General features: G+C 56.6%; 13 protein-coding genes. 8 read left to right on the top strand and 5 right to left on the bottom strand.

Translation table 11 applies throughout. The annotated features are described in order from the left end of the window. Positions 1-8: 8 nt before the first annotated feature. From HS103_08505 to HS103_08475, 7 genes are all read left to right on the top strand, one after another. Positions 9-1,301, top strand: a complete 1,293-nt coding sequence (locus HS103_08505; protein ID MBE7512840.1) for a 6-phospho-beta-glucosidase — start codon at positions 9-11, stop codon at positions 1,299-1,301. Continuing rightward, positions 1,298-2,572, top strand: a complete 1,275-nt coding sequence (locus HS103_08500) for a 6-phospho-beta-glucosidase (protein MBE7512839.1) — start codon at positions 1,298-1,300, stop codon at positions 2,570-2,572. The genes HS103_08505 and HS103_08500 overlap by 4 nt, the downstream gene beginning before the upstream one ends. Continuing rightward, a complete protein-coding gene (locus HS103_08495; protein ID MBE7512838.1) occupies positions 2,569-3,594 on the top strand; it encodes an ATPase in 1,026 nt (341 codons plus the stop codon). The genes HS103_08500 and HS103_08495 overlap by 4 nt, the downstream gene beginning before the upstream one ends. 84 nt (positions 3,595-3,678) lie before the next feature. Beyond that, complete coding sequence (locus tag HS103_08490; GenBank protein ID MBE7512837.1) at positions 3,679-4,944, top strand: sugar ABC transporter substrate-binding protein; 1,266 nt, start codon at positions 3,679-3,681, stop codon at positions 4,942-4,944. A gap of 127 nt (positions 4,945-5,071) precedes the next feature. After that, the gene (locus HS103_08485) at positions 5,072-6,025 is read left to right on the top strand and encodes a sugar ABC transporter permease (protein MBE7512836.1); all 954 of its coding nucleotides are present in this window, start codon (positions 5,072-5,074) and stop codon (positions 6,023-6,025) included. A gap of 26 nt (positions 6,026-6,051) precedes the next feature. Next, a complete protein-coding gene (locus tag HS103_08480) occupies positions 6,052-6,915 on the top strand; it encodes a carbohydrate ABC transporter permease (protein MBE7512835.1) in 864 nt (287 codons plus the stop codon). A 16-nt stretch (positions 6,916-6,931) separates the two neighbouring features. Beyond that, positions 6,932-9,256: a glycoside hydrolase family 9 protein gene (locus tag HS103_08475; protein ID MBE7512834.1), complete on the top strand. Its 2,325-nt coding sequence runs from the start codon at positions 6,932-6,934 to the stop codon at positions 9,254-9,256. A 32-nt stretch (positions 9,257-9,288) separates the two neighbouring features. Here HS103_08475 and HS103_08470 read toward each other — a convergent pair whose 3' ends face one another. The 5 genes from HS103_08470 to HS103_08450 all read right to left on the bottom strand — a co-directional run bounded on the left by HS103_08470 (position 9,289) and on the right by HS103_08450 (position 17,839). Then, positions 9,289-11,496: a hypothetical protein gene (locus HS103_08470; GenBank protein MBE7512833.1), complete on the bottom strand. Its 2,208-nt coding sequence runs from the start codon at positions 11,494-11,496 to the stop codon at positions 9,289-9,291. 2 nt (positions 11,497-11,498) lie between these two features. Beyond that, positions 11,499-12,407, bottom strand: a complete 909-nt coding sequence (locus HS103_08465; protein ID MBE7512832.1) for a DegV family protein — start codon at positions 12,405-12,407, stop codon at positions 11,499-11,501. 1 nt (position 12,408) lies between these two features. Next, entirely contained in the window at positions 12,409-13,608 is a 1,200-nt protein-coding gene (locus tag HS103_08460) for an AAA family ATPase (protein ID MBE7512831.1), read from the bottom strand. Positions 13,609-13,698: 90 nt separating this feature from the next. After that, positions 13,699-16,725 carry a class I SAM-dependent DNA methyltransferase gene (locus HS103_08455; GenBank protein ID MBE7512830.1) on the bottom strand — a complete coding sequence of 1,009 codons (3,027 nt, stop codon included), beginning with the start codon at positions 16,723-16,725 and terminating at the stop codon, positions 13,699-13,701. A gap of 385 nt (positions 16,726-17,110) precedes the next feature. Further along, positions 17,111-17,839 carry a DNA alkylation repair protein gene (locus tag HS103_08450; protein MBE7512829.1) on the bottom strand — a complete coding sequence of 243 codons (729 nt, stop codon included), beginning with the start codon at positions 17,837-17,839 and terminating at the stop codon, positions 17,111-17,113. Between the two features lie 885 nt (positions 17,840-18,724). On the opposite strand from HS103_08450, the gene nrdR reads away from it, so the two are divergent. Continuing rightward, a complete protein-coding gene (gene nrdR, locus HS103_08445; protein ID MBE7512828.1) occupies positions 18,725-19,348 on the top strand; it encodes a transcriptional repressor NrdR in 624 nt (207 codons plus the stop codon). Positions 19,349-19,481: the final 133 nt, after the last annotated feature.

Here is a 19,481-nt window from a genome sequence, read left to right as displayed (position 1 = left end):
GGGCTGTCATGGGCGCAAAACTCGTAATCATTGGCGGCGGCAGCACCTACACACCCGAAGTGATCGATGGGCTGATTCAACGGCGGGACGAGATTCCCCTCCGCGAACTTGCCCTTGTCGATATCTACCAAGAGCGTTTGGCGGTGATGCACGGGATGGTCTCCCGGATGCTTCACCATGCCGGCTATCCGCTCACCCTAAGCGCGACGACCCACCGCGAGCGGGCGCTGGACGGGGCGGATTTTGTCATTGCCCAACTGCGGGTGGGCGGGATGGCAGCACGCTTGATTGATGAAACTGTCCCCCCACGCTTTGGCGTGATTGGGCAAGAGACCATCGGTCCCGGCGGACTGCTGAAGGCAATGCGCACGATCCCAATCATGTTAGGCATTGCCGAGGATATCGAACGGTACTGCCCTTCCGCGTGGCTGCTCAACTTTACCAACCCATCGGGGATGGTCACCGAGGCGCTGCTGCACGAGACAAAGGTCAAAACACTTGGCTTGTGCAATATTCCGATGGATATGCACTCTGATGCGGCGCGGCTTCTGGATGTCTCCCTAGAACGGATCACCCTTGATTACATTGGGTTGAATCACTTGGGATGGGTGCGCGATGTTCATCTGGATGGCGTGTCCGTGATGGAGCGCGTCTTGCAAGCGACCATCCATGCCGCCCGACAGGAAAAAGACCCCCTCTTTTCGCCCGATCTGCTGCATACCCTGGGGCTTCTCCCAGGGTATTACCTTTCCTATTATTACAACCGAGATCGGATGCTCACCGAACAGGTGCAAAGCACGCAGTCGCGCACAGAGCGCGTGATGGAAATTGAAAGTGAGTTGTTCCGGCTCTATGCCGACCCGCTGACGGTGGAGCGCCCCGCTCTGCTGAACCAACGTGGCGGACGCCACTACTCCACAGCGGCAATGCGCATTATCCATGCCTTGTGGCACGATACGGGCGCAGTGAACGTTGTTAATGTCTTGAATCAGGGAACGTTTAGCAGCCTTCCGCCAGATGCGGTCATTGAAACCGCCTGCCGTGTTGATGCCGAAGGCGCTCACCCGCTGCCCGCCGCGCCGATACCAACGATCATTCGCGGGTTAATGGAATCCGTCAAAGCCTCGGAAGCGCTGGCTGTTCAGGCGGCAGTGGCGGGCAATTTAGGGATAGCCTTGCAATCTCTGCTGGCACATCCCTTAGTTCCGTCGTTTGCGGTGGCGCGTTCCCTCTTAGCGGCGTTGGTCGCCGAACATGCTGACTATCTCCCTCAATTTGCCCCAAGGAAACTGACCCAATGAAACCGTTGCGAATTGCTGTGGTGGGGGGCGGCAGCACCTACACCCCCGAACTTGTGGAGGGCTTTGTTCGCCATGCGGCTGAACTCCCCCTTGAACATCTGGTGCTGATGGATATTTCCGAGGAACGCCTGCGCACCGTTGGCGGGCTGGCGCAGCGTATGTTAGCGCCGTGCGGCGTCGAAGTGTCTCTGACGACACAGCTTGACGATGCCCTTGACGGGATGGATTTTGTCCTCACCCAAATGCGCATTGGCGGTTTGGCGGCACGGGCGCTTGATGAACAACTCCCTTTGCCACACGGCGTCTTGGGTCAGGAAACCGTCGGACCGGGCGGCTTTGCCAAAGCGCTGCGCACCATTCCGGTGATGCTGACCATTGCCCGCCGCATGGCAGACATTTCCCCCGATGCGACCTTGATCAACTTTACCAATCCAGCGGGGATCGTCACCGAGGCAATCTTGCGTCACACCGCGACCCGCGCCATTGGGCTGTGCAACGTGCCGATCAACTTGCGGATCAGCCTTGCCCAGACGCTCAATGTCCCCCTAGAAGCCGTTGAACTTGAGTATGTGGGGCTGAATCACCTCAGTTGGACGCGGGTGTGGGTCGATGGCAAGGATGTCACCGCCCACGTCTTGGCAACAGAGTGGGGGACAAGCGGCGGGCAGGTGGACGCGGGCTATTTGAAAGCCGTTGGACTGCTGCCCAACTACTATTTGCGCTACTACGTGCATCCTGATCGTGTCCTCCAAGAGCAGAAAAACGCCGCCCAAAGTCGGGGGCAATATTTACAGACGGTGGAAGCGGAACTGCTAAAACTGTACAGCGACCCCACCCTGCGCGAAAAGCCCAAACTGCTGGAAACACGTGGCGGGGCGCATTACTCAACGGCGGCGGTGGAATTGATCCGCTCTATTGCGCTGGATCGCCGTGATGTGCTGATTGTGAACACGCGCAACGGAACAGCCGTCCCCGATCTGCCGCCGGACTGCGCGGTAGAAGTCCCCTGCGTCGTCAGCAAAACGGGCGCCCGCCCCTTGACCATGGGCAGCCTACCGCCCACCGTGCGCGGCTTGATGGGTGCAGTGAAGGCATACGAAGAACTGACCATCCAAGCGGCAGTCACCGGCAGCGAGGATATGGCAATCATGGCGCTGTTCAGCAACCCCCTCGTTGGCTCATGGGATAAAGCCGTTGCCCTGTGGAAGGCGATTAAGACCGCCCATTGGGACTATCTCCCCCAGTTCCATCCCAAAGGAGAAGGGTCATGACCGGCACGGCAGGCACACCTCTCCCCCCCTATTTCCTCGGCGTTGATGGCGGCGGCTCAAAAACGGACGCCCTCATCCTTGATGGGCGGGGCATGGTCTTAGGAAAAGGGCGGAGCGGGCGCGGGAATTACCACACCGCAGGCATGGCAGAAGTGATCGCCAATGCCCGCAGCGCTATTGGGCAGGCGGTGGCAGAGGCTCAAACAAGTGGCGCTGATCTGTCTGGTACTGGGTCTCTTGCCCTCGAAAGCGCCGCATTTTGCATGGCGGGGGCAGACCTTCCCCAAGATTTTACCCGCCTGCGTGAGGCGTTCACCGCGCTGCCGTTGGGCTGTTCCTTTGAAGTCTATAACGATGTGATCGGCATTTTTCGGGCGGGCAGCCGCTTTCCCTATGGGGTCGGCGTCGTCTGTGGGACGGGCTTCAATGCGGGCGGTGTCGATCAACACGGGCGCGAGCTTCGCTTTCCGGCACTCGGTGGGTTCACCGGAGATCGAGCGGGGGGCGATCATCTAGCGATAGAGGCGGTTGGGGCTGCCTTTCGTGCGTGGGATGGACGCGGAGCGCCAACCCTCTTGGAAGGCGCCATTTTGCGCCTATGGCAAAAGCCTGATTACCTGACCCTCGCTGCCGATTACGAAAACGGGACGATTTCCGCCGATCAGATGCGGGCGCTTGTCCCGCTGCTCTTTGAGACAGCGGCGGCGGGGGATGCGCTTGCGCAAGGGATCATCCGCGAACAGGGGCTAGAACTTAGTACGGCGGCACTCACGATGCTGCGCTGCCTCGATCTATTGGGGACGGATTGTGATGTCGTCCTCGGCGGCGGCGTGTTTCGGGCGGCAAACCCCTTGCTCACTGACACCATTCGAGATCAGCTTGCTTCCGCTGCACCACAGGTTGTTGTGCAGCGTTTAAACCAGCCCCCCGTTGTTGGGGCGGCGCTTTTGGCAGCGGATCGCTGCGCCTACCCCACAGGGGATGGGTTTTTAGCCACACTGCGCAAGCAGATGGCGCTCTAAGGTTGGGTGAGTCATGGCGCTTTTCGATGGGGCGCTGTGTGAAACGATCACCAAAATGTCCGAAAGGTTTGGAGGAGTTGTTCGATGATTAAGAAAGTTGGTTTACTCTTTGTGGTGGTGGCGCTGCTGCTGATAGCCGCTGCGCCTAGCACACATCCGGCACAAGCTGCCCAAGAGCAGACGATCACCGTGTGGGGGTTTGTTTGGACGGCAGATTGGCTGGACAGCATCAAACCCGGCTTTGAGGCGGCGCACCCGGGCGTTACGGTGAATATTGAGCGGTTTGAGTACGATCCCTATCGGGATGCGGTGGTCACGGCGCTTGCCGCCGGGGAAAACGCGCCTGATGTGGTGACCCTTGATCCCATGTGGGCGGGCGATCTGATCCGCAATGGGGCAGTGGTTGCTTTGGATGGAATCGAGAACGAACTGAACCCGGCAGACTTCACTGGGGGCGGTTGGGAACTGTGCGGGTACGCCGGCAAACAATATGGCGTTCCCGCCGATCTCGATTTCAATGTGGTGTTTTACCGCAAAGATATCTATGACCCGGCAATCAAGGCGGCAGGGCTGGATGGCTTCCCCGCTAACACAGCCGATTTTGTGAAGGTTGCGCAGGCAATCACAAAAGACAAGCAGTATGCCATTCTGCTCGGTGTCAATGACTACTACGGGTTCTATCAGGGCTTCCTGACGCCCTACAACGGGCGCTTGGTCAGCGAAGATGGCAGCACCTACCTCTATAACAACGAGGCGGCGGTGGCAGCGCTGACGCTCTACAACGACCTCGCCAACACCTACAAAGTTGCCCGCTTGTGGGACGATGCTTCCGATGGCGATCAGGCTGCCGCGCTGAAGAATGGCGAAGTTCTCGCCGTGATGCGTGGCTCATGGTATGCCACCGAACTGGCAGCCGTCGCCCCAGAGTTGGAAGGCAAATGGGGCGTTGCGCCCATGCCCTTTGGTCCTGAAGACCGGAAATACCACGCCTCCACAGGTGGGGCGTGCTTCTCCATTCCGAAGGCATCGAAGGCACAAGACCTCGCCCGCCAATTCTTGGTTTATATGGAACAGCCCGAAGTCATGGCAACCTACTATGAGAAGGTCGGTGGCGTCCCTGCCCTCCAGACGGCATGGCAGCACATTGACCTAAGCCAAGACAACGAGTACCTCGGTGTACCGCTGGCAAAGCTGATCTCTGAATGGGCGGTGCAGGTGCGCGGGATGGAATTACCCTCGGCGGAAGTTGCCGAACATCTTGGCGAAGCGATTTACATCGTGACGAAAGAGGGCGGCGACGTGAAAGAATCACTCGATAACGCGGTGGCATCTAGTCCGGCGCTGAAGTAAGCCTTTCTTCTGGCGGGCATTGGGACCAAGCGCTTGGCGGTGCTTCCCAATGCCCGTGTCGTCGCCCTGTCTCTATCATACCTACCTTTTGTCATACCGTGCGGCGTTGGGTCACTGGAAGGTTCGCATGTCTCAACTAGCATCTCGATTGTTCGCCTCCCGAACCCTGACGGGCGAGAAACCATACCGCACAGGGCGATTCTGGGAGAAAAACGCGCCCTATGTCTTTGTTGCACCGTTTTTTTTGGCATTTTTGGCGTTTCAACTGTTCCCGATTGGCTTTTCGGTTTTTTTAAGCCTTCATCGCTGGGATCCTTACGCCGATGCGGGCAAGAGTTTCATTCCGCTGGATGGCGTGTTTGATAACTTTACCAACCTGTTCAACGATGCCCGCTTTTGGAACAGTGTCGGCGTCACGCTGCGGATCACCCTCTTTTGTGCGGTCATCGGCGCGGCATTAGCCGTCCTCATCGCCGTGTTGATTGACCGGATGCCCGATTGGTTGGGGGGTATTTTCCGTGCCACCTTTTTCTTGCCAGCGGTGACCTCTGTCGTCGTCATTGCCTATTTGTGGCGACAGCTTCTCAACACAAATTACGGACCCGTCAACGGGTTATTGGTGGCGTTGGGCGGGGAACGCGCAGACTTCCTCGGCGGGACAAACGCAATCTGGGCATTAAATGTGATGCTGATCTGGAGCGGCTTGGGGTGGGATGTTCTCATCGTTTCCTCAGCCCTGCGCAACATCCCGACGGAATACTACGAGGCAGCGCGGCTGGATGGGGCAAATGAGAATCAACTCTTTTTCCGAATCACCCTGCCGCTGCTGCAAAACGTCTTGTTTTTCATCATGACCACTGGGGTGATCTTCCTTTTAGGGATTTTTGTTCAGCCCGCGCTGCTTGTCCCCAACGATCCCCGCCATCGGGTAGAGACCATCGCCCGCTATCTCTATGACCGCGCCTTTTCCAAACAGGAATTTGGCTATGCCTCGGCAATTGCCATCACCTTAACGCTGATGATGTTCGTTGCCAGTTTCATCAATACACGCTTCTTCAAAGGCGGCACAACACACGACTAAAGGCGCAGAAGGTTGGAGGTTGTTCGATGGTTACACTCACCCGACGGGGTAAAACGGTCAAATGGATCATCGCCGCACTGTTGTGCATCCCGATGCTGCTCTATTTAATTCCTTATATGTGGGTGGTGTCCACCTCATTCAAGCCCGATGGGGAACTGCACAGTGGGCAGTTTTTCCCCTCAAACCCTAGCTTCATTCAATATGAACGGCTGTTGTTTGGGCAAAAGGTGGGCAATGTTGAACTGAAGATCGACTATCCGCGCTACTACCTGAACAGCATCTTTGTGGCGGGGGTTAGTCTGCTGCTGGTGACCACCCTCGATTCATTGGCGGCGTTCGCCTTCGCTAAGTTCAAATTTCGGGGGCGGACGATCCTCTTTTGGACGATGCTCGCCACGATGATGCTGCCTATCTATGCCACGCTCATCCCATCCTTTTACATGTTTTCACGGGTATACGGCTGGCTGGATCGCTATGAGGCGCTGATCATTCCCGGTATTATCGATGCCTATGGCATTTTTCTGCTCACCCAATACATGCGAGGGATTCCCAATGAACTGTTGGACTCGGCGCGTATTGATGGGGCGGGTCCGCTGCGCACCTTTTGGTACATTGTGGTGCCGCTCAGCCGTCCGGCAATTGGCACCCTGTTGGTCATCAAGTTCTTGGGCATTTGGAATGAATATTTGTGGCCCCTGTTGATGATCCGTAAGCCAGAGATGTTCACCTTGCCTTTGGGCATTGCCCAGATGCAGGTGCGGCAGGGGGCAGTTGTGGAGGGGATCCAGATGGCGGGCGCGGCGCTCGCCACGATTCCGGCAATTTTCCTTGTGTTCTTGATCCAACGTCAATTTTTGCGAGGGATGACGGCGGGGGCAGTCAAAGCGTGAATAGGAGGTATTTCTGATGATCCGGTTCATCTTGGCAGGTGTTCTGCTGTTTATGTTTCTATTCCCCATGCACGGCGCACGGGGGCAGTCGCCCGAAGCGGCAACCTTGATCGATGACTTTGATCAGGGCTATGAGGGTGGAAGCGTCGTGGGGCGCTGGTGGACATATACCGATAACTCTCCCGAAAAAACAACGTTTTCGGCGAAGATTGATCAAGAGACGTTCTTCAACGGGATAGGCTCGCTACGCCTTGATCTCGACGTGGCGGCAAAAGGCTACGCCGGAATCGGAATGGACTTCGGGATCACCCCCGATTGGCGCGATGGTGAGGGCATTGTGTTCAAACTCCGCGCCGATAAAGCCGGACTGCCGGTGAACATCGTCCTTCACCTGAATGATCCAACGCAAACCTCAGCGCAGTCGCCGGGCAAGACCCCCTTTGCGGCGCTGATTCACACCCCCGAAGGCGCCGATCAGGGGTGGCAAGAGATTATGATCCCCTGGTCTGCCTTTAAGCGCCTGACATGGATGGGAACAGAAGGATTGACCGTCTTTGCTGCCAACCCGATTGAAAGTCTTGAGATCGCGCTGGAAGCATTGGGCGATGAGCGGCTCACGGGGACGCTCTGGTTTGATGATATTCGGGTTGTTTCCACGAAAGACCTCAACGCACCGCCCGATTACACGACCTTTTTTGCTGATTTGCCCATGATACGCCTAAGCCAATACTACCGTCCAGACGAACGGAAAGCCTTTGTCGCCATTGTTCCCGTCGGTGATTTTCAAATTATCGAAGTGGGCAGCGGGGAAGTTGTCTTTAAGGGGAAAGCTGTGCGCTGGGGACCCGATGCCGACACCGACCAAACTGTGTATTGGGGGCGCTTTAACTCGCTGCGGCGAGCGGGAACTTACAAGGTTGTTGCCGAAGGCGCCGGCGAAAGCTATCCCTTTACCATTGGCGAAGATGCCTATCGGGACGTGACGCACCTTGCCGCCCGTTTCTTTTATTGGCAGCGGAGCGGGATTGCCCTTGCTGACCCCGATCATCCGACCTTCCAGTGGGAGGCTGGTCACACTGCGCCCGCCCTCTTGTGGGATGATCCAACCCAAACGATGGATGTCAGTGGTGGTTGGTATGATGCCGGCGATTATGGGCGCTACATTCCAACCGGCGCCTTCGCTATCAACCAACTGCTCTATGCATATGCGGCGAACCCCACCGCCTTTGCCGATAGCACCTTGACGCTCCCCGAAAGCGGGAACGGCATTCCCGATCTGCTCGATGAGGTTGCCTGGGAACTGAATTGGCTGCTGAAAATGCAGCGGGAAGATGGCGCTGTCCATCATAAAGTGACCGGACGCGCCTTCCCCAACTTTGGCACCTTGCCCGCCGAGGACAGCGACCCGCTCTATGTGTTCGGCATTACCAGCAATGACACGGCGTTTTTTGCGGCGGCAATGGCGCAAGCGGCGGGGATTTTCCGCCCCATCGATCCCGATGCCGCAGATCGCTATCTGGCGGCGGCAGAACGGGCCTGGGCATGGTTGGCGGCGCACCCCAATCAAGTCCCAGAGGGCGGTTTCCAAAACCCGCCAGAGAGCGAATACCCCATGCAGGGTGGCTATGACTATGTGGGCAGTGAGGAGGCAACCCGCCTGTGGGCGGCGGCAGAGTTGTTCAAGACAACAGGCAATCCCGACTATGAGCGGGCGGTTGCGACTTTATTTCCCCAAGCGGCGCCGCAGCTAACGATGACATGGGCGAACACCTTTCCGCAGGGGCTTTATGCTTATCTCACCGCCCCTAAGGCCGATCCGCAGCAGCAGGCGGCAGTACGAGAGGCATTTTTAGCCGGCGCCGGAGAAATTGTCGAAGTTGCTCGCAAAACAGGCTATGGCGTTGCGCTCAACCACAGTGCAGCGGGGTTTGCCTATGTCTGGGGGTCAAATCAGGTGGCGCTGGCGCATGGCTTATACCTGATGCTTGCCTATGACATCGATCCCAACGAGGATTACCACCATGTGGCAGCGGCGCAGATGCACTATCTGCTAGGGAAAAACCCAGTATCGAAGTTCTATCTGAGCGGGATGGGTGAAAACAGCGTCCTCTATCCGCATCATAACGTGAGCTACCGCTTCCGTCTGGCACTTCCCGGTGTGGTAACCGAAGGGGCAAACCGTGAAAATGCGGGCGGTGATGCGGCACTCATGGGCTTGTGGAGCGCGGGTGCGCCGCCGGCACTCTGCTATACCGATGACTTTGATTCATGGGCGTCCAACGAACCAACGATTGACGCCAACGCCACCTTTGTGGCGCTGGCTGCCTATCTCAGTCGTTAGCCTGTAGGGGGCGGGTGGGGCGCAGCCCCGCCCTACCCCCCCGTCAGGTCGTTAAGGGAAAATGAGTACAAAACCGACCCCGCCGCCACATAAACGGTGTTCCCCGTCACAAATACGCTGGTCACCCCGCTGAACATCGCCCCATCTGCCGCCCGAAACCGATAGCGAAACGCCCCCGATAGGGTGATTTGGTAGACGGACTGATCTTTGGGATCGACCACATAAATTGCTGGAAGGGGGGAATCGGCGTCAAGGAACATCGCGGCTGCGCTGCGGGGAGCGCCGCCATCGGGCATTTCCGTGTAGACGAACTTCAGCGGCGTCCCCCCATTGTATTTGCCAAGCAGCCCATCGGCAAACAAAACATAGACATTCCCCGCCGTATCAATGGCGAGATCAACACCTAACGAGAGGTCGGGACGATCATCCGGCTCAAAGTAGGTTTCTGGCGGGTTGGGATAGCTATTCCCCACCGGACGATAGCGCCAAATCTGGTTTTCCGTTGGGTCAAGCAGGTAAAGGTTGCCGCGCCACACATACATCGCCACCGGATCGCCCCATAAATCTGCCCCTGGTAAGCGCTGTGCCGTTGCCGGAGCAAAGGTAGGCGAGTAGGTGATCAGCAGCCCTTGTGTATCGAGCGCAGCGAGGACGTTTGCCCGCTGTGTGCCGCCCTCGCTGACCCACGCCATGTCGATGATCTGGCGGACGGAGAACGCCCCCACCGACTGCCCCCGTTGAACCACTGGCTGCGCGTTGCGGGTGATGAGGGCGACACTGTTCGGATTCAAGGTGTCGCGGTAAATGGCGCTCGACGCCCGATCCAGCGTGTAGACATCCGCCCCGCCGCGTATGATCGGATCGCTCATCACGGCGCCTGTCCCAAAATTGCGCAGGGCAACCGGCGTTCGCCGCGTCACTTTGTCAAACTGATCGAGAATCCCTTGCGCTTCGGCGCGTACTTTCAGCAGTTCAGGGTCGCCCGTCCGCCCGGAAGCAATTTCCACGCCCTCCACACGACGCAGCACTTCCATCCATGCGGCGCGGGCATTTGGCACATCAGCAAGGGCGATCACCCGCGCCTGTTCGGCTGCCTTCAACACCTCTTGCACCTGTTGTTCAAATTGCGTCATATCGAACTGCGAGAGCCGCAGGGCAACGATCACAAAGACAATCAGCACAGGGACGGCAATTGCCAGCGCCGCGGCGAACATGACCGGAAGGCGCGGCGACCCATCTTCTGTTGGTTCGGGCAGCAGCCGATCCACCGCACGGCTGAGCCCACCGCCAAACCACCCCGCCGCGCTGCCTATCCGCGAGAGAAGGGTCGGCGCTCCCTCCGTTGGGGGTGTTGTGTCCTCATCTCCCTCTGATGCCTCCACCGTCCCTTCCTGAGTGGGGAGGGTGAGCGTCTGTTTGGCGGGCGTTGAGGGGGTGAGCGGAATACGGATTGTCCCTGTGGGACGTTTGGGCGGTTTGCTGACGCTGGTGACGAGGACGCCGCTGCTAGGGGCAGCCGTGCTGACCGGGCGCGAGGGCGGCAGCACCGGATCGGGCGTGTCTGTGGAGACAAATTCGATAATCATCGCTTGGATTTGGGCAGGGGCAAGCGCCTTAATGCCCTCGATCACATTGGGAAGATTGCCTTTGGCAAGGGCTGCTTCCAGTGCTACTGGCTCAATGCGGGCAAGGTTCAGATCGGCAAGGCAGAGCGCATCGCCAGAGGCAACCTCATAGCGGGCAAGCCGCACATCGGGGTGTGTGCTTGTGCCAAGATTAAAGGGGTCGCTGTTGAGGGCATCGCTGAGGTCGGCGGGGAGGGTGGTGAAATCGTCGGTTTGTTTTAGCGCGCACAGTGTCGCGCCCGCCTTCGCTAGGTAAATTTCCGCCCCGCGCAAGACTACCGCCGCCATGCCGATTTCAGCTTTATTTCCGGTGTTTGCGGTGTGATCCAAAAGCTGCTGGTTGATTGCGTTCAGCACATCGCGCAGCCCGCTGGTGACGCTCCCCCCTGCCCGAAAGTAGAGATCGGCGGCATAGCGCACCAACCCCTCATAAAAGGGGGCGGGTTGGTGTGTTTTGCCCGCTGGCACGATGAGCGCGAAGAATGTGTCTTGTTCCCGTCCGCGCTGGGTTTTGCGGGGCGGTAGTTCAACAATGGCGCCGGGGGGAGGGGCGCTCACCGCCCGTCCGCCCGCAATCAGAACATACCCCACCAGTGCTTCGAGAACATCGGACATGGCTACTCATCATCCTCACCGTCAAAGTCATCGTCATAATCCCCCCCGCGGTTGCCTAATTCACGCTCAAGAATCATGATCCCAATTGCCTCTGTGCCAAGCAAAGATGCCAACACGGATGACGCCGTGAGGATGGGGTAGGGCGTTGGGCTGAATTCCTCTCGCATCCGCTCGGCAAGGGAGCGCATCACCTCCGGCGCGGCGGATGCCCCACGCAGTACGGCAAGCTGTTCTACGGCGGCAAATTCGGTGACGAATTCGATCAGCTTATCGACAACCTGTGGCTTGGATCGCGCCTTCTCCATGACGACCAATTCACCGTCCTCTAGGGTGAGAAACGGCTTGATTGCCAACATATTCCCCAAAACGGCTTGAGATTCCAACAGGAGTCCGGCACGGTAAAGGTAATCGAGACGTTCGCTGCAAAAAATAGAGTAAATATGGGGAATCAGCTTGCGCAGTTCGCGCACGGTGTCGTCAAGGGAATTCGTCTCACGGGTCAGGCGCACCCCTGCCTCGGTAAGCCAGCCCTGTCCGGCGGCAAGGCTGTGCGAATCAAAGACGGCAATATCGCAGCGCCCCAAGAGCGTTTCGGCGGCAGATTTCGCCTTTTCCCACATGGGATGCACCGCCCGCGAGAGGTGAACGGAGAGAATCCGATTCGACTCACGGTAGAGGTTGGCATAGACCCCTGCAATGGTTTCCACACTGGGGGGGAGCAGGCGCGGCGCTTCGCCCGTTGCCGCCACATGGCGGGCGATCATCTCAGCGTCAATATCGACGCCATCGCGGTAGCGCCTGCCGCCTAATTCCAGTTCTAAGGGAATAATCGTAATTCCCTGATCGGCGGCAAAGCCGGGCAGAAGGAACTGTGCCGCGCTGTCGGTGACGATCTGAATCGGGGCGCTCAAGTCAGGATTCGATGATCTTATCGTCGATCAACGTTTGTTGGACTTGCTGTCCGCGTGGGTCAAAGGCAAAGTAGGGGGCGTGCAGTTGGAATTCCATATCCATCATCGCCCGCCCAGCGCGGTTTTTCTCCACCGTAAAAACGACCCAATCGCGGAACTGCTTGCCCTGATAGGGATTAAAAGCGATGTGATCCTTCGCCAAAATCTGATACTTGTTGTTCATGATGATCGCAATATCGCACTCATAATCGAGCGCCGAACTCCCCCGCAGATGAAAAAGGTGCAGACGCTTCGCCCGCAAGCCATCCCGATCACTGGCGACGATGCTTAAGACGGGGACGCCCAACGAGAGCGCAATATCCTTCAGCCCCTCCACAACAATGGTCACTTTGTCGTTCTCGTCCGCCGCCCGTTCGGGATGAATGGCGATCTTCTGCAAATAATCGACAAAGACGGTCAGGTTGCCGCCCGTCGCCTCTGCCAGCCGTCCGGTCATCTCTCGAATGGCGCTCAGGGTCGTCACCGCCGGACTTGCCTTGACCATGATGAAACGGTCTGCATACTTCGAGAGCCGTGCCAGCGCCATCGAGGTGCGCGGATTTTCCCGCAGAATGCTTTGAAGGGACTCGGCACGGTTATCGCGCCCCAAGATTTCCCGCGCCCGTTGGGAGATGATCGTATCGAACAAATCTTTCAATTTCAGCCCGCTGCGCAGATCAACCTCTGGCGGGTTGATGCTCTCCAAACAGAGCAAGCGGCTCATGAGGTGTGTTTCGGTGTGTTCGTAGGAAAGGTAGAACACATATTGATCAGGGCGCATGGCGATGTTTCGCGCCATTTGGACGGCGGCAATTGTCTTGCCAATGCCTTGCGCCCCACCAAGCAGGACGAGTTCTGTTTTGCGCAGCCCGCCGCCGATCAAACCATCAAGGGGATCAAAGCCTGTTGGCAAAGGGACATATTCGCTGAGGTCGCCACGCACCACCTGTTCGTTGGCATCGTTCAGCACTTGGCTAAGTGTGCGCGGCATATGCTGGATGCTCTTGCCCGTCCGTTTGGGAGCGCGGCTGACGGGCGTCCCCGGTGTTTGTCCGGGCATCACCGGACGGCGGGTAGGCAGCGCCGTCCCGCTCCCGGGTGTTGGGTCTGGGGGAGAAGCCGGAGAGGGGGCGTTGTCGTCGGGAAAGCGTCGTGTGGACATGCCGAATTGCCGCCGTTTATCCGCGTCTTTTGAGAGATTCTATAGTGTAACGAAGGGGAACGCAAGGTGAGCGGCATAAAAACGTGTCTGCTACGCTTTCGATATTCGCGCTTGATTCAACGCCAACAAGCGCCGTAAAATTGCTTCTTGCCCTGCCGGAGTGCGGGCGGTGAGAGCCAGATCAGTCCACCCGTAAGCGCTCAATACAGCCCTATCCAATGCTTCGTGGAGTGCTGCCAGTTGGGGGGCGAATTGCGCTGCCGCCTTCACGGGTTTATCCCCGTTTTTGCCGTTCCCCCCCTTCCCCTTGCCCATGGACGGCTCAGCGCGATGAACTGCCAACGCATTGTAAAGATTTGTCAGAGTCCGTTCGGAAAGCGCTTTGCCCTTTGCCGTCGCCCCCAATTCCGCTAATTCCACTGGATGCAGCCATGCCTCGCGCCCCTCGTGGAGCGCCTTTGCCGCCGTGCTGATCGCCTGATAGAGGGGCGATGCGGTGTCCTCTTTGCCCGGCGGGTAAGGCAGCGGGAAGGTCTCAAAGGTTGTTGTGGGCGTGTAACGAGGGCGATCTTCAAGGGATGTTCCCTTCTGCAGCGACCATAGTTCATGAATATAGCTGTGGAGGACGCCGAAGAAGTAATCATCGTCACGGGCGAAGACATAGAGTTGATGATCGGGAATGATCCCGCCTTCGACCCATACAAACAAGCGGTGTTTTGCCACACTAGGCGTCGCGATAAAGCGCTTGAGAGGTCGAATTGCCTCGCGCATATCACCAGCAGGAATACGGTGAATCCACCAATAGGTACGGTGGCGCTCGTTGTTCACCATATCGCGTTCGGGCTTCACCATCCGTTTCACATACTCATAGGGCATTTTGTAGTGGGCGGCTTCGGCTTCGGTAGTATCTACGCCAAAATCGATGACCCACCTGTTCCGTCTGCCGCGTGTCACATCAAGCCCATTGATGTACGGACGCACGACATCGGCGTTCGATTTTCCACTGCGGTTTTTCGCCGCCAACATCGCCCTTGCCGTTGCCTCGTCAATATCGAACGATCCGCCTTTTTCGTCACTGCGAAAACAAATGCGAGCGTTTTCTGCCAGCACCTTTGCCCCGGTTAGATCAGCGCCAGCGGTCAAATCGGCATGGATGTTCTCGACGACTGCCCCATCGAGCATTCGTGCTGTCTGCACCTTGTTATCAAAGCCGACAATCGAAATCCGCACCGCTGCACCGGCGAGGAGCCATGGATTATCGCTCCATGCCATGAAAATATCGCCCGTCGCTTTGATGCGATCCAAGACAAGGCGATTTGAACCACCCCGAATCGAATTGGTGGCGATAAACCCAACCCGCTTAGCCTTTCCCTGGTCTAGATGGGCGCGTGCTTTCTCAAACCAATAGCAGACAAGATCGCTATCCCTTGCCAACCGCCCTTGATACAGCCTCTGGAGATCGTCAAGGTAAGCTCCGCCCAGCTCTCTGCGTTGACGGCTGCCCCCCAAAAAAGGCGGGTTGCCCATGATCACATCCACCGCCACCCACTCCGGCTCATAGGGCTTGCCCTCCGCGTCGTAACGCAAGAGGGCGTCCTCGCACAGGATGTGATCGATGGTTTCGTCCGGGTATTTGTCTTGGATAATGGGGTGTGGCAAATGCCGAGGGTTGGGGCGGCTGACCCGTGTTCTAAAACTTAACACGCCCTGATCTTCGTAGCGCCATTGTAAGTAGCCAATCCAGATAACGACAAACGCCAAGTTCGCCGCATAGGGGTCTTTCTCGATGCCGTAGAGTTGGCGCGGCGTGACAACGTCGCGAAACGGCAAGCCAAGTGGCTCAAAGGTCTTGCGGACTCGTGCTTCAAGGTCTTTCAGCGCCCGAAGGCTGACATAGAGAAAGTTTCCCGACCCACACGCCGGATCAAGAATCTGTGTGGTCTCAAGGCGAAACATCATCCGGTCATGAAGCAGGGTCAGCCGAGCGCGAATGGTCTCTTCTTGGCGGGGAGAAGCGCCATCAAAAAGGGTTTGAAAGAGCGGTTCAGCCTCCTCCAATGTCAACGCCCATTCGTCGTAAAGTGGCTGCATCAACACAGGGTCAACAACAAGGCGAATATCTGCCTCGCTGGTATAGTGAGCGCCCAACTGCGCCCGCTTTGCCGGATCAAGGGCTGCCTCAAAGAGTGTGCCGAAGATGGTCGGGTTCACCTTACGCCAATCACGCTTGCTGATCTTTTCTAAGAGATCGATCATGGCGGAATCTTTCGCCAAATCAAAAACTAGGTGGGCGGGATCGTCATCGACGTTAAACAAGCCCCCATTGAAATAGGGGACGTGTCGCATCACAAAGCCAGATTGACGCCCATCCATCGCCATAAATAAGCGCGTCATCTCTGCCACAAAATCTTCGGGAAGGTTGCGTGCGCCATCGGTAAGATACCGAAAAACAGGTTGGTCAAAGGGGCGCGGCATGAGTTGAACATCTTCGGCAAACAAACAAAAGGTTAGCCGCGCAAAAAAACGGGCAATGTGATAGTCACTCCAAAGATCGTTAGGGTCTTGGTGTTTGCGTACCAAATCGCTGAGATGGGCGAATTCTTGCGCCAGCTTGGTGGTCAGTTGTTCGCGTACTCGAAGCTCATCTTCGCGCAGTTCTTTAAAACGGTCTGGGTCTTCCAAAAGCCATACGATGTACCGCTGTGCATCTGGAAACAACAAATCGGCATTGCGAAAGATGAAGGGCTGCCCGCTGGTGTTCACCCACTGGGGGTAAATGCGGTATTCCACCATGTCCGAAACGATCAGCAGCGGTGGGTTGCCTAAACTGCCCTTATATGCCAGCAGTTGGGCATAGGCGGCATCTAAGTCTTTGTGCTTGCCCTTGTATTCCCAAGCAAATTTCCCCTTGTACCAGACATCTGCCCGCCCCCGCCCACCTGTTGCCTTTGTCACTTGTTCCTCAAAGGTGAAAAATTCACCCAGTGGGTCCAGTTCGGTGGGTGTTTTATGCCCCACTAAGCGGCAGAGTTCGTTGAAATGGCTTTGGGCGGCTTGTTGTTCACCGAGGGCGCTCGCCGTCCAGCGTTGAACAAAATCGCGCCATGTAAGAGTCATTGGGACTACCTCGTAAATGTCTGATTACACATCATTTCAAAACCCCACCCCTTCCCCCTCTTCGTAAACGGGGAGGGGGTGAGGTTGTTGGATCAGTCTATCTCTATGTATCTGTGTGGTGGACGACTAAGTACCGCCACAAAAATCATTTGGGATGAAGAAAGCAGAAACCCCCTGTGCGCTTATGCCTTTCAAGCCCTGAAGGGGTGGCTGCTTTCAGTCCGCGGCTTTAGCGGCGGGATCAGGCGACATGCCGCCTGCTCATTGTGGTTGTACTTAGGCGTACTGCTTGTATCCCCACCTCCACAAACAGGGTTTGCGGCAACGCTGCGCTCACCACCCTGAACCCGCCGCAAGGAAAAGGCGTCTGATCTCTGCTTGTCGGTTATTTCTTTCCCTTAGTCGCTTTAGCCGCAGCGCTTTTCGCCTCTTTTTCTGCCGCTCTTTTGGCACGGTGTGCCTTGATCCTATCCATATACGGGATCGCCAGCGGCGTTTCGCAGTCTGTCTGCCCGTGATCGACCTCAACCCTCCCGATCCGTTTGGCAGCAGCATAAGCGGGTCCTTCTAACGCGGCATTTCGCGTCCCAATACTGATTAGCGCAGTGTTCATCGCATCGCGGGTGCGGTTTTTCGCCGTATGAATGCCCTCCTCAATGGTTGCCAGATAGGGGAGGAAAAACGAATCAGGCAGGCTGTTATCCCCAGCGGCAAGGTGCGACAACAAAAGCCATCCGATGCGCCCTAGCCACTCCCCCTCATCGTTTGTCCAGCGCTCCATAAACGCCCGTATGTACGGTGTTTTGGCAATAATGTTGGAAACCTCTCCCGCCGTCCCATAGTCGTGTGTTGTCTCCCCCCAATGGGTGAGCGTCGCCTCGTCTATTTTCTGTGGATCGGCAATCATCGTGGCAACCGTCCGCGCATCAAAATTACCAGTTTCCCACAGTTCAAGCGCAGCCGTATGGTTGATCTTGATCTGCTTCACCAGTTTATTCACCTCAGAGCGCAGCACGCCAAAAACGTTATCATCTACCCCATGCCGCTTGGCAATCTTTCGGTTTTGTGCCGTCCCTGCCGCCTCCAACGCTGCCATAATTTCCGCTGTGTTCATCCCTTTGCCTCTCTCAGTATATTTGTTCTATTGTAGGGCATTGGGTTAACCCAAGCAATCTCCCTCTTATAAAATGGGAAATTATGGGGCAAAAAAGGAACCTCCCGACTCCTCATAGGCGTTACGGACTTGCCCTCATCCCCCTACCCCCATCTCCCTGAGGGAGAAAGGGAAAAAGAGGGTTTGAGGGGGAAGCCCCCTCAACCTGCCCCTTTCGATGAATACAGGGGAAATAAGTTCAACTGCGTAAGTCCTATCCCCATAACCTCCCTTGTACACCACACCAAGCAAACCCTACAGTCAGCCCCCTACGCCAGCGCCGGAGACAGCCCATCATCCCCTTCAAGCCCGTGACGCCGAAACAAATCAGCACCTTCTGGCACTATGCACATCTCACAATCCCGCTCTCCCAAACACAGATTGTTTTTTGGTTTGTGGCAAGATCGCCCCTTACCCCTCTCATTCCCTCTGAAGGGGTCAAATTCGTTTGAAGTACACCTGTTCTGTCACGTTAGAAAATTAAAACCTTTCCTCAAAATTTAATACATAGCCCTGTTATAACATGCCCTTGATTCATCCGATGATTGCTGAATCATCACGACGTATACCTATTTTAGAAAAACCTTTATGGAACGTCCCTTGTTAAATAGCAGATGTTCTGCTACCGGAAAAAACATACTACTTTCAAACCAAAAGACAACCACTCGATCACTTGAAATCTCCTCCGACCTGTGTTACAGTGTAGGCATGATAGTACCATATCTGGGAGGGCATGAATGCTGAGACCCCATATGTGGCGGTATTATCGTTGACGTTACGTAAATTGCGTGGCGTCATTGGGGATGTGGTCATTTTTCACAAACAGCATAGATGGGCTACGTGGTTATGCAATGCCCTTACTGTGACAGCAGCGACCTAAAGGTCTTGGATACGACGGATATTAAAAACGGTATCCGGCGGCGGCGGGAGTGTCAGAACTGTCACGAACGCTTCACGACCTACGAGCGCCCCTTAGCGGTGACTCCCGTTCTGATCAAAACGAATGGGGATCGTGAGGAATTTGACCGCGATAAGTTGAAACGAGGCATTTGGAATGCCTGTGCCAAGCGCCCAATACCCGCTGCCGCACTGGATCGTCTTGTCGATGAGATCGAGATGAACCTGCAAGCGGTGGGGAGGGCGGAAGTAAGCAGCCGTGTTGTTGGAGATATGGTCATTGCCGGGTTGAAAGACATTGACCCCATCGCCTATATCCGCTATGCGATTGTTTACATGGGGCTGGATAACTTGTTGAGTGTTCGAGCGGAGATCGATAAACTGCTGGCTGAACAGCAGGGCTATGCCGAAGTTGCCGCCGAGCGCTGGTCTGAACAAAAGGGACGCACAGACGGGGGGGATCGCGTTGCGGAACGTGATCTCTCCGTAAAAACGTCGGCGTTTCCAGCGAAGGGCAAGACGCAAGGCAAACGAACGAATGCCAGCGGACGCCCTAGAGGTCGCAAGACCTAAAGTGGTGAGCCTCTAAAGCGCCCTCTCCGGGCGTCATTGACGGCTCAAAAACGGGTGAGGGTGCTTCAAAAGTACCCCAATACTGCATCAACATTGTGTTCTGTGTTCTGGCTTTTAGCCGGGAGATTTAGCC

This window comes from Anaerolineales bacterium, from assembly GCA_015075625.1.
Taxonomy (GTDB): Bacteria; Chloroflexota; Anaerolineae; order Aggregatilineales; family UBA2796; genus UBA2796.
The sequence above is the reverse complement of the archived record's forward strand: the minus strand, read 5'-3'. Positions and strand labels throughout refer to the sequence as shown.

What these genes read in the sequence shown, in the direction of transcription:
- HS103_08460 (MBE7512831.1), bottom strand. Translation starts at nt 13,608, where the DNA reads ATGTCCACACGACGCTTTCCCGACGACAACGCCCCCTCTCCGGCTTCT.
- HS103_08450 (MBE7512829.1), bottom strand. Translation starts at nt 17,839, where the DNA reads ATGAACACAGCGGAAATTATGGCAGCGTTGGAGGCGGCAGGGACGGCA.
- HS103_08495 (MBE7512838.1), top strand. Translation starts at nt 2,569, where the DNA reads ATGACCGGCACGGCAGGCACACCTCTCCCCCCCTATTTCCTCGGCGTT.
- HS103_08480 (MBE7512835.1), top strand. Translation starts at nt 6,052, where the DNA reads ATGGTTACACTCACCCGACGGGGTAAAACGGTCAAATGGATCATCGCC.
- HS103_08500 (MBE7512839.1), top strand. Translation starts at nt 1,298, where the DNA reads ATGAAACCGTTGCGAATTGCTGTGGTGGGGGGCGGCAGCACCTACACC.
- HS103_08485 (MBE7512836.1), top strand. Translation starts at nt 5,072, where the DNA reads ATGTCTCAACTAGCATCTCGATTGTTCGCCTCCCGAACCCTGACGGGC.
- HS103_08455 (MBE7512830.1), bottom strand. Translation starts at nt 16,725, where the DNA reads ATGACTCTTACATGGCGCGATTTTGTTCAACGCTGGACGGCGAGCGCC.
- HS103_08470 (MBE7512833.1), bottom strand. Translation starts at nt 11,496, where the DNA reads ATGTCCGATGTTCTCGAAGCACTGGTGGGGTATGTTCTGATTGCGGGC.
- HS103_08505 (MBE7512840.1), top strand. Translation starts at nt 9, where the DNA reads ATGGGCGCAAAACTCGTAATCATTGGCGGCGGCAGCACCTACACACCC.
- HS103_08490 (MBE7512837.1), top strand. Translation starts at nt 3,679, where the DNA reads ATGATTAAGAAAGTTGGTTTACTCTTTGTGGTGGTGGCGCTGCTGCTG.
- nrdR (MBE7512828.1), top strand. Translation starts at nt 18,725, where the DNA reads ATGCAATGCCCTTACTGTGACAGCAGCGACCTAAAGGTCTTGGATACG.
- HS103_08475 (MBE7512834.1), top strand. Translation starts at nt 6,932, where the DNA reads ATGATCCGGTTCATCTTGGCAGGTGTTCTGCTGTTTATGTTTCTATTC.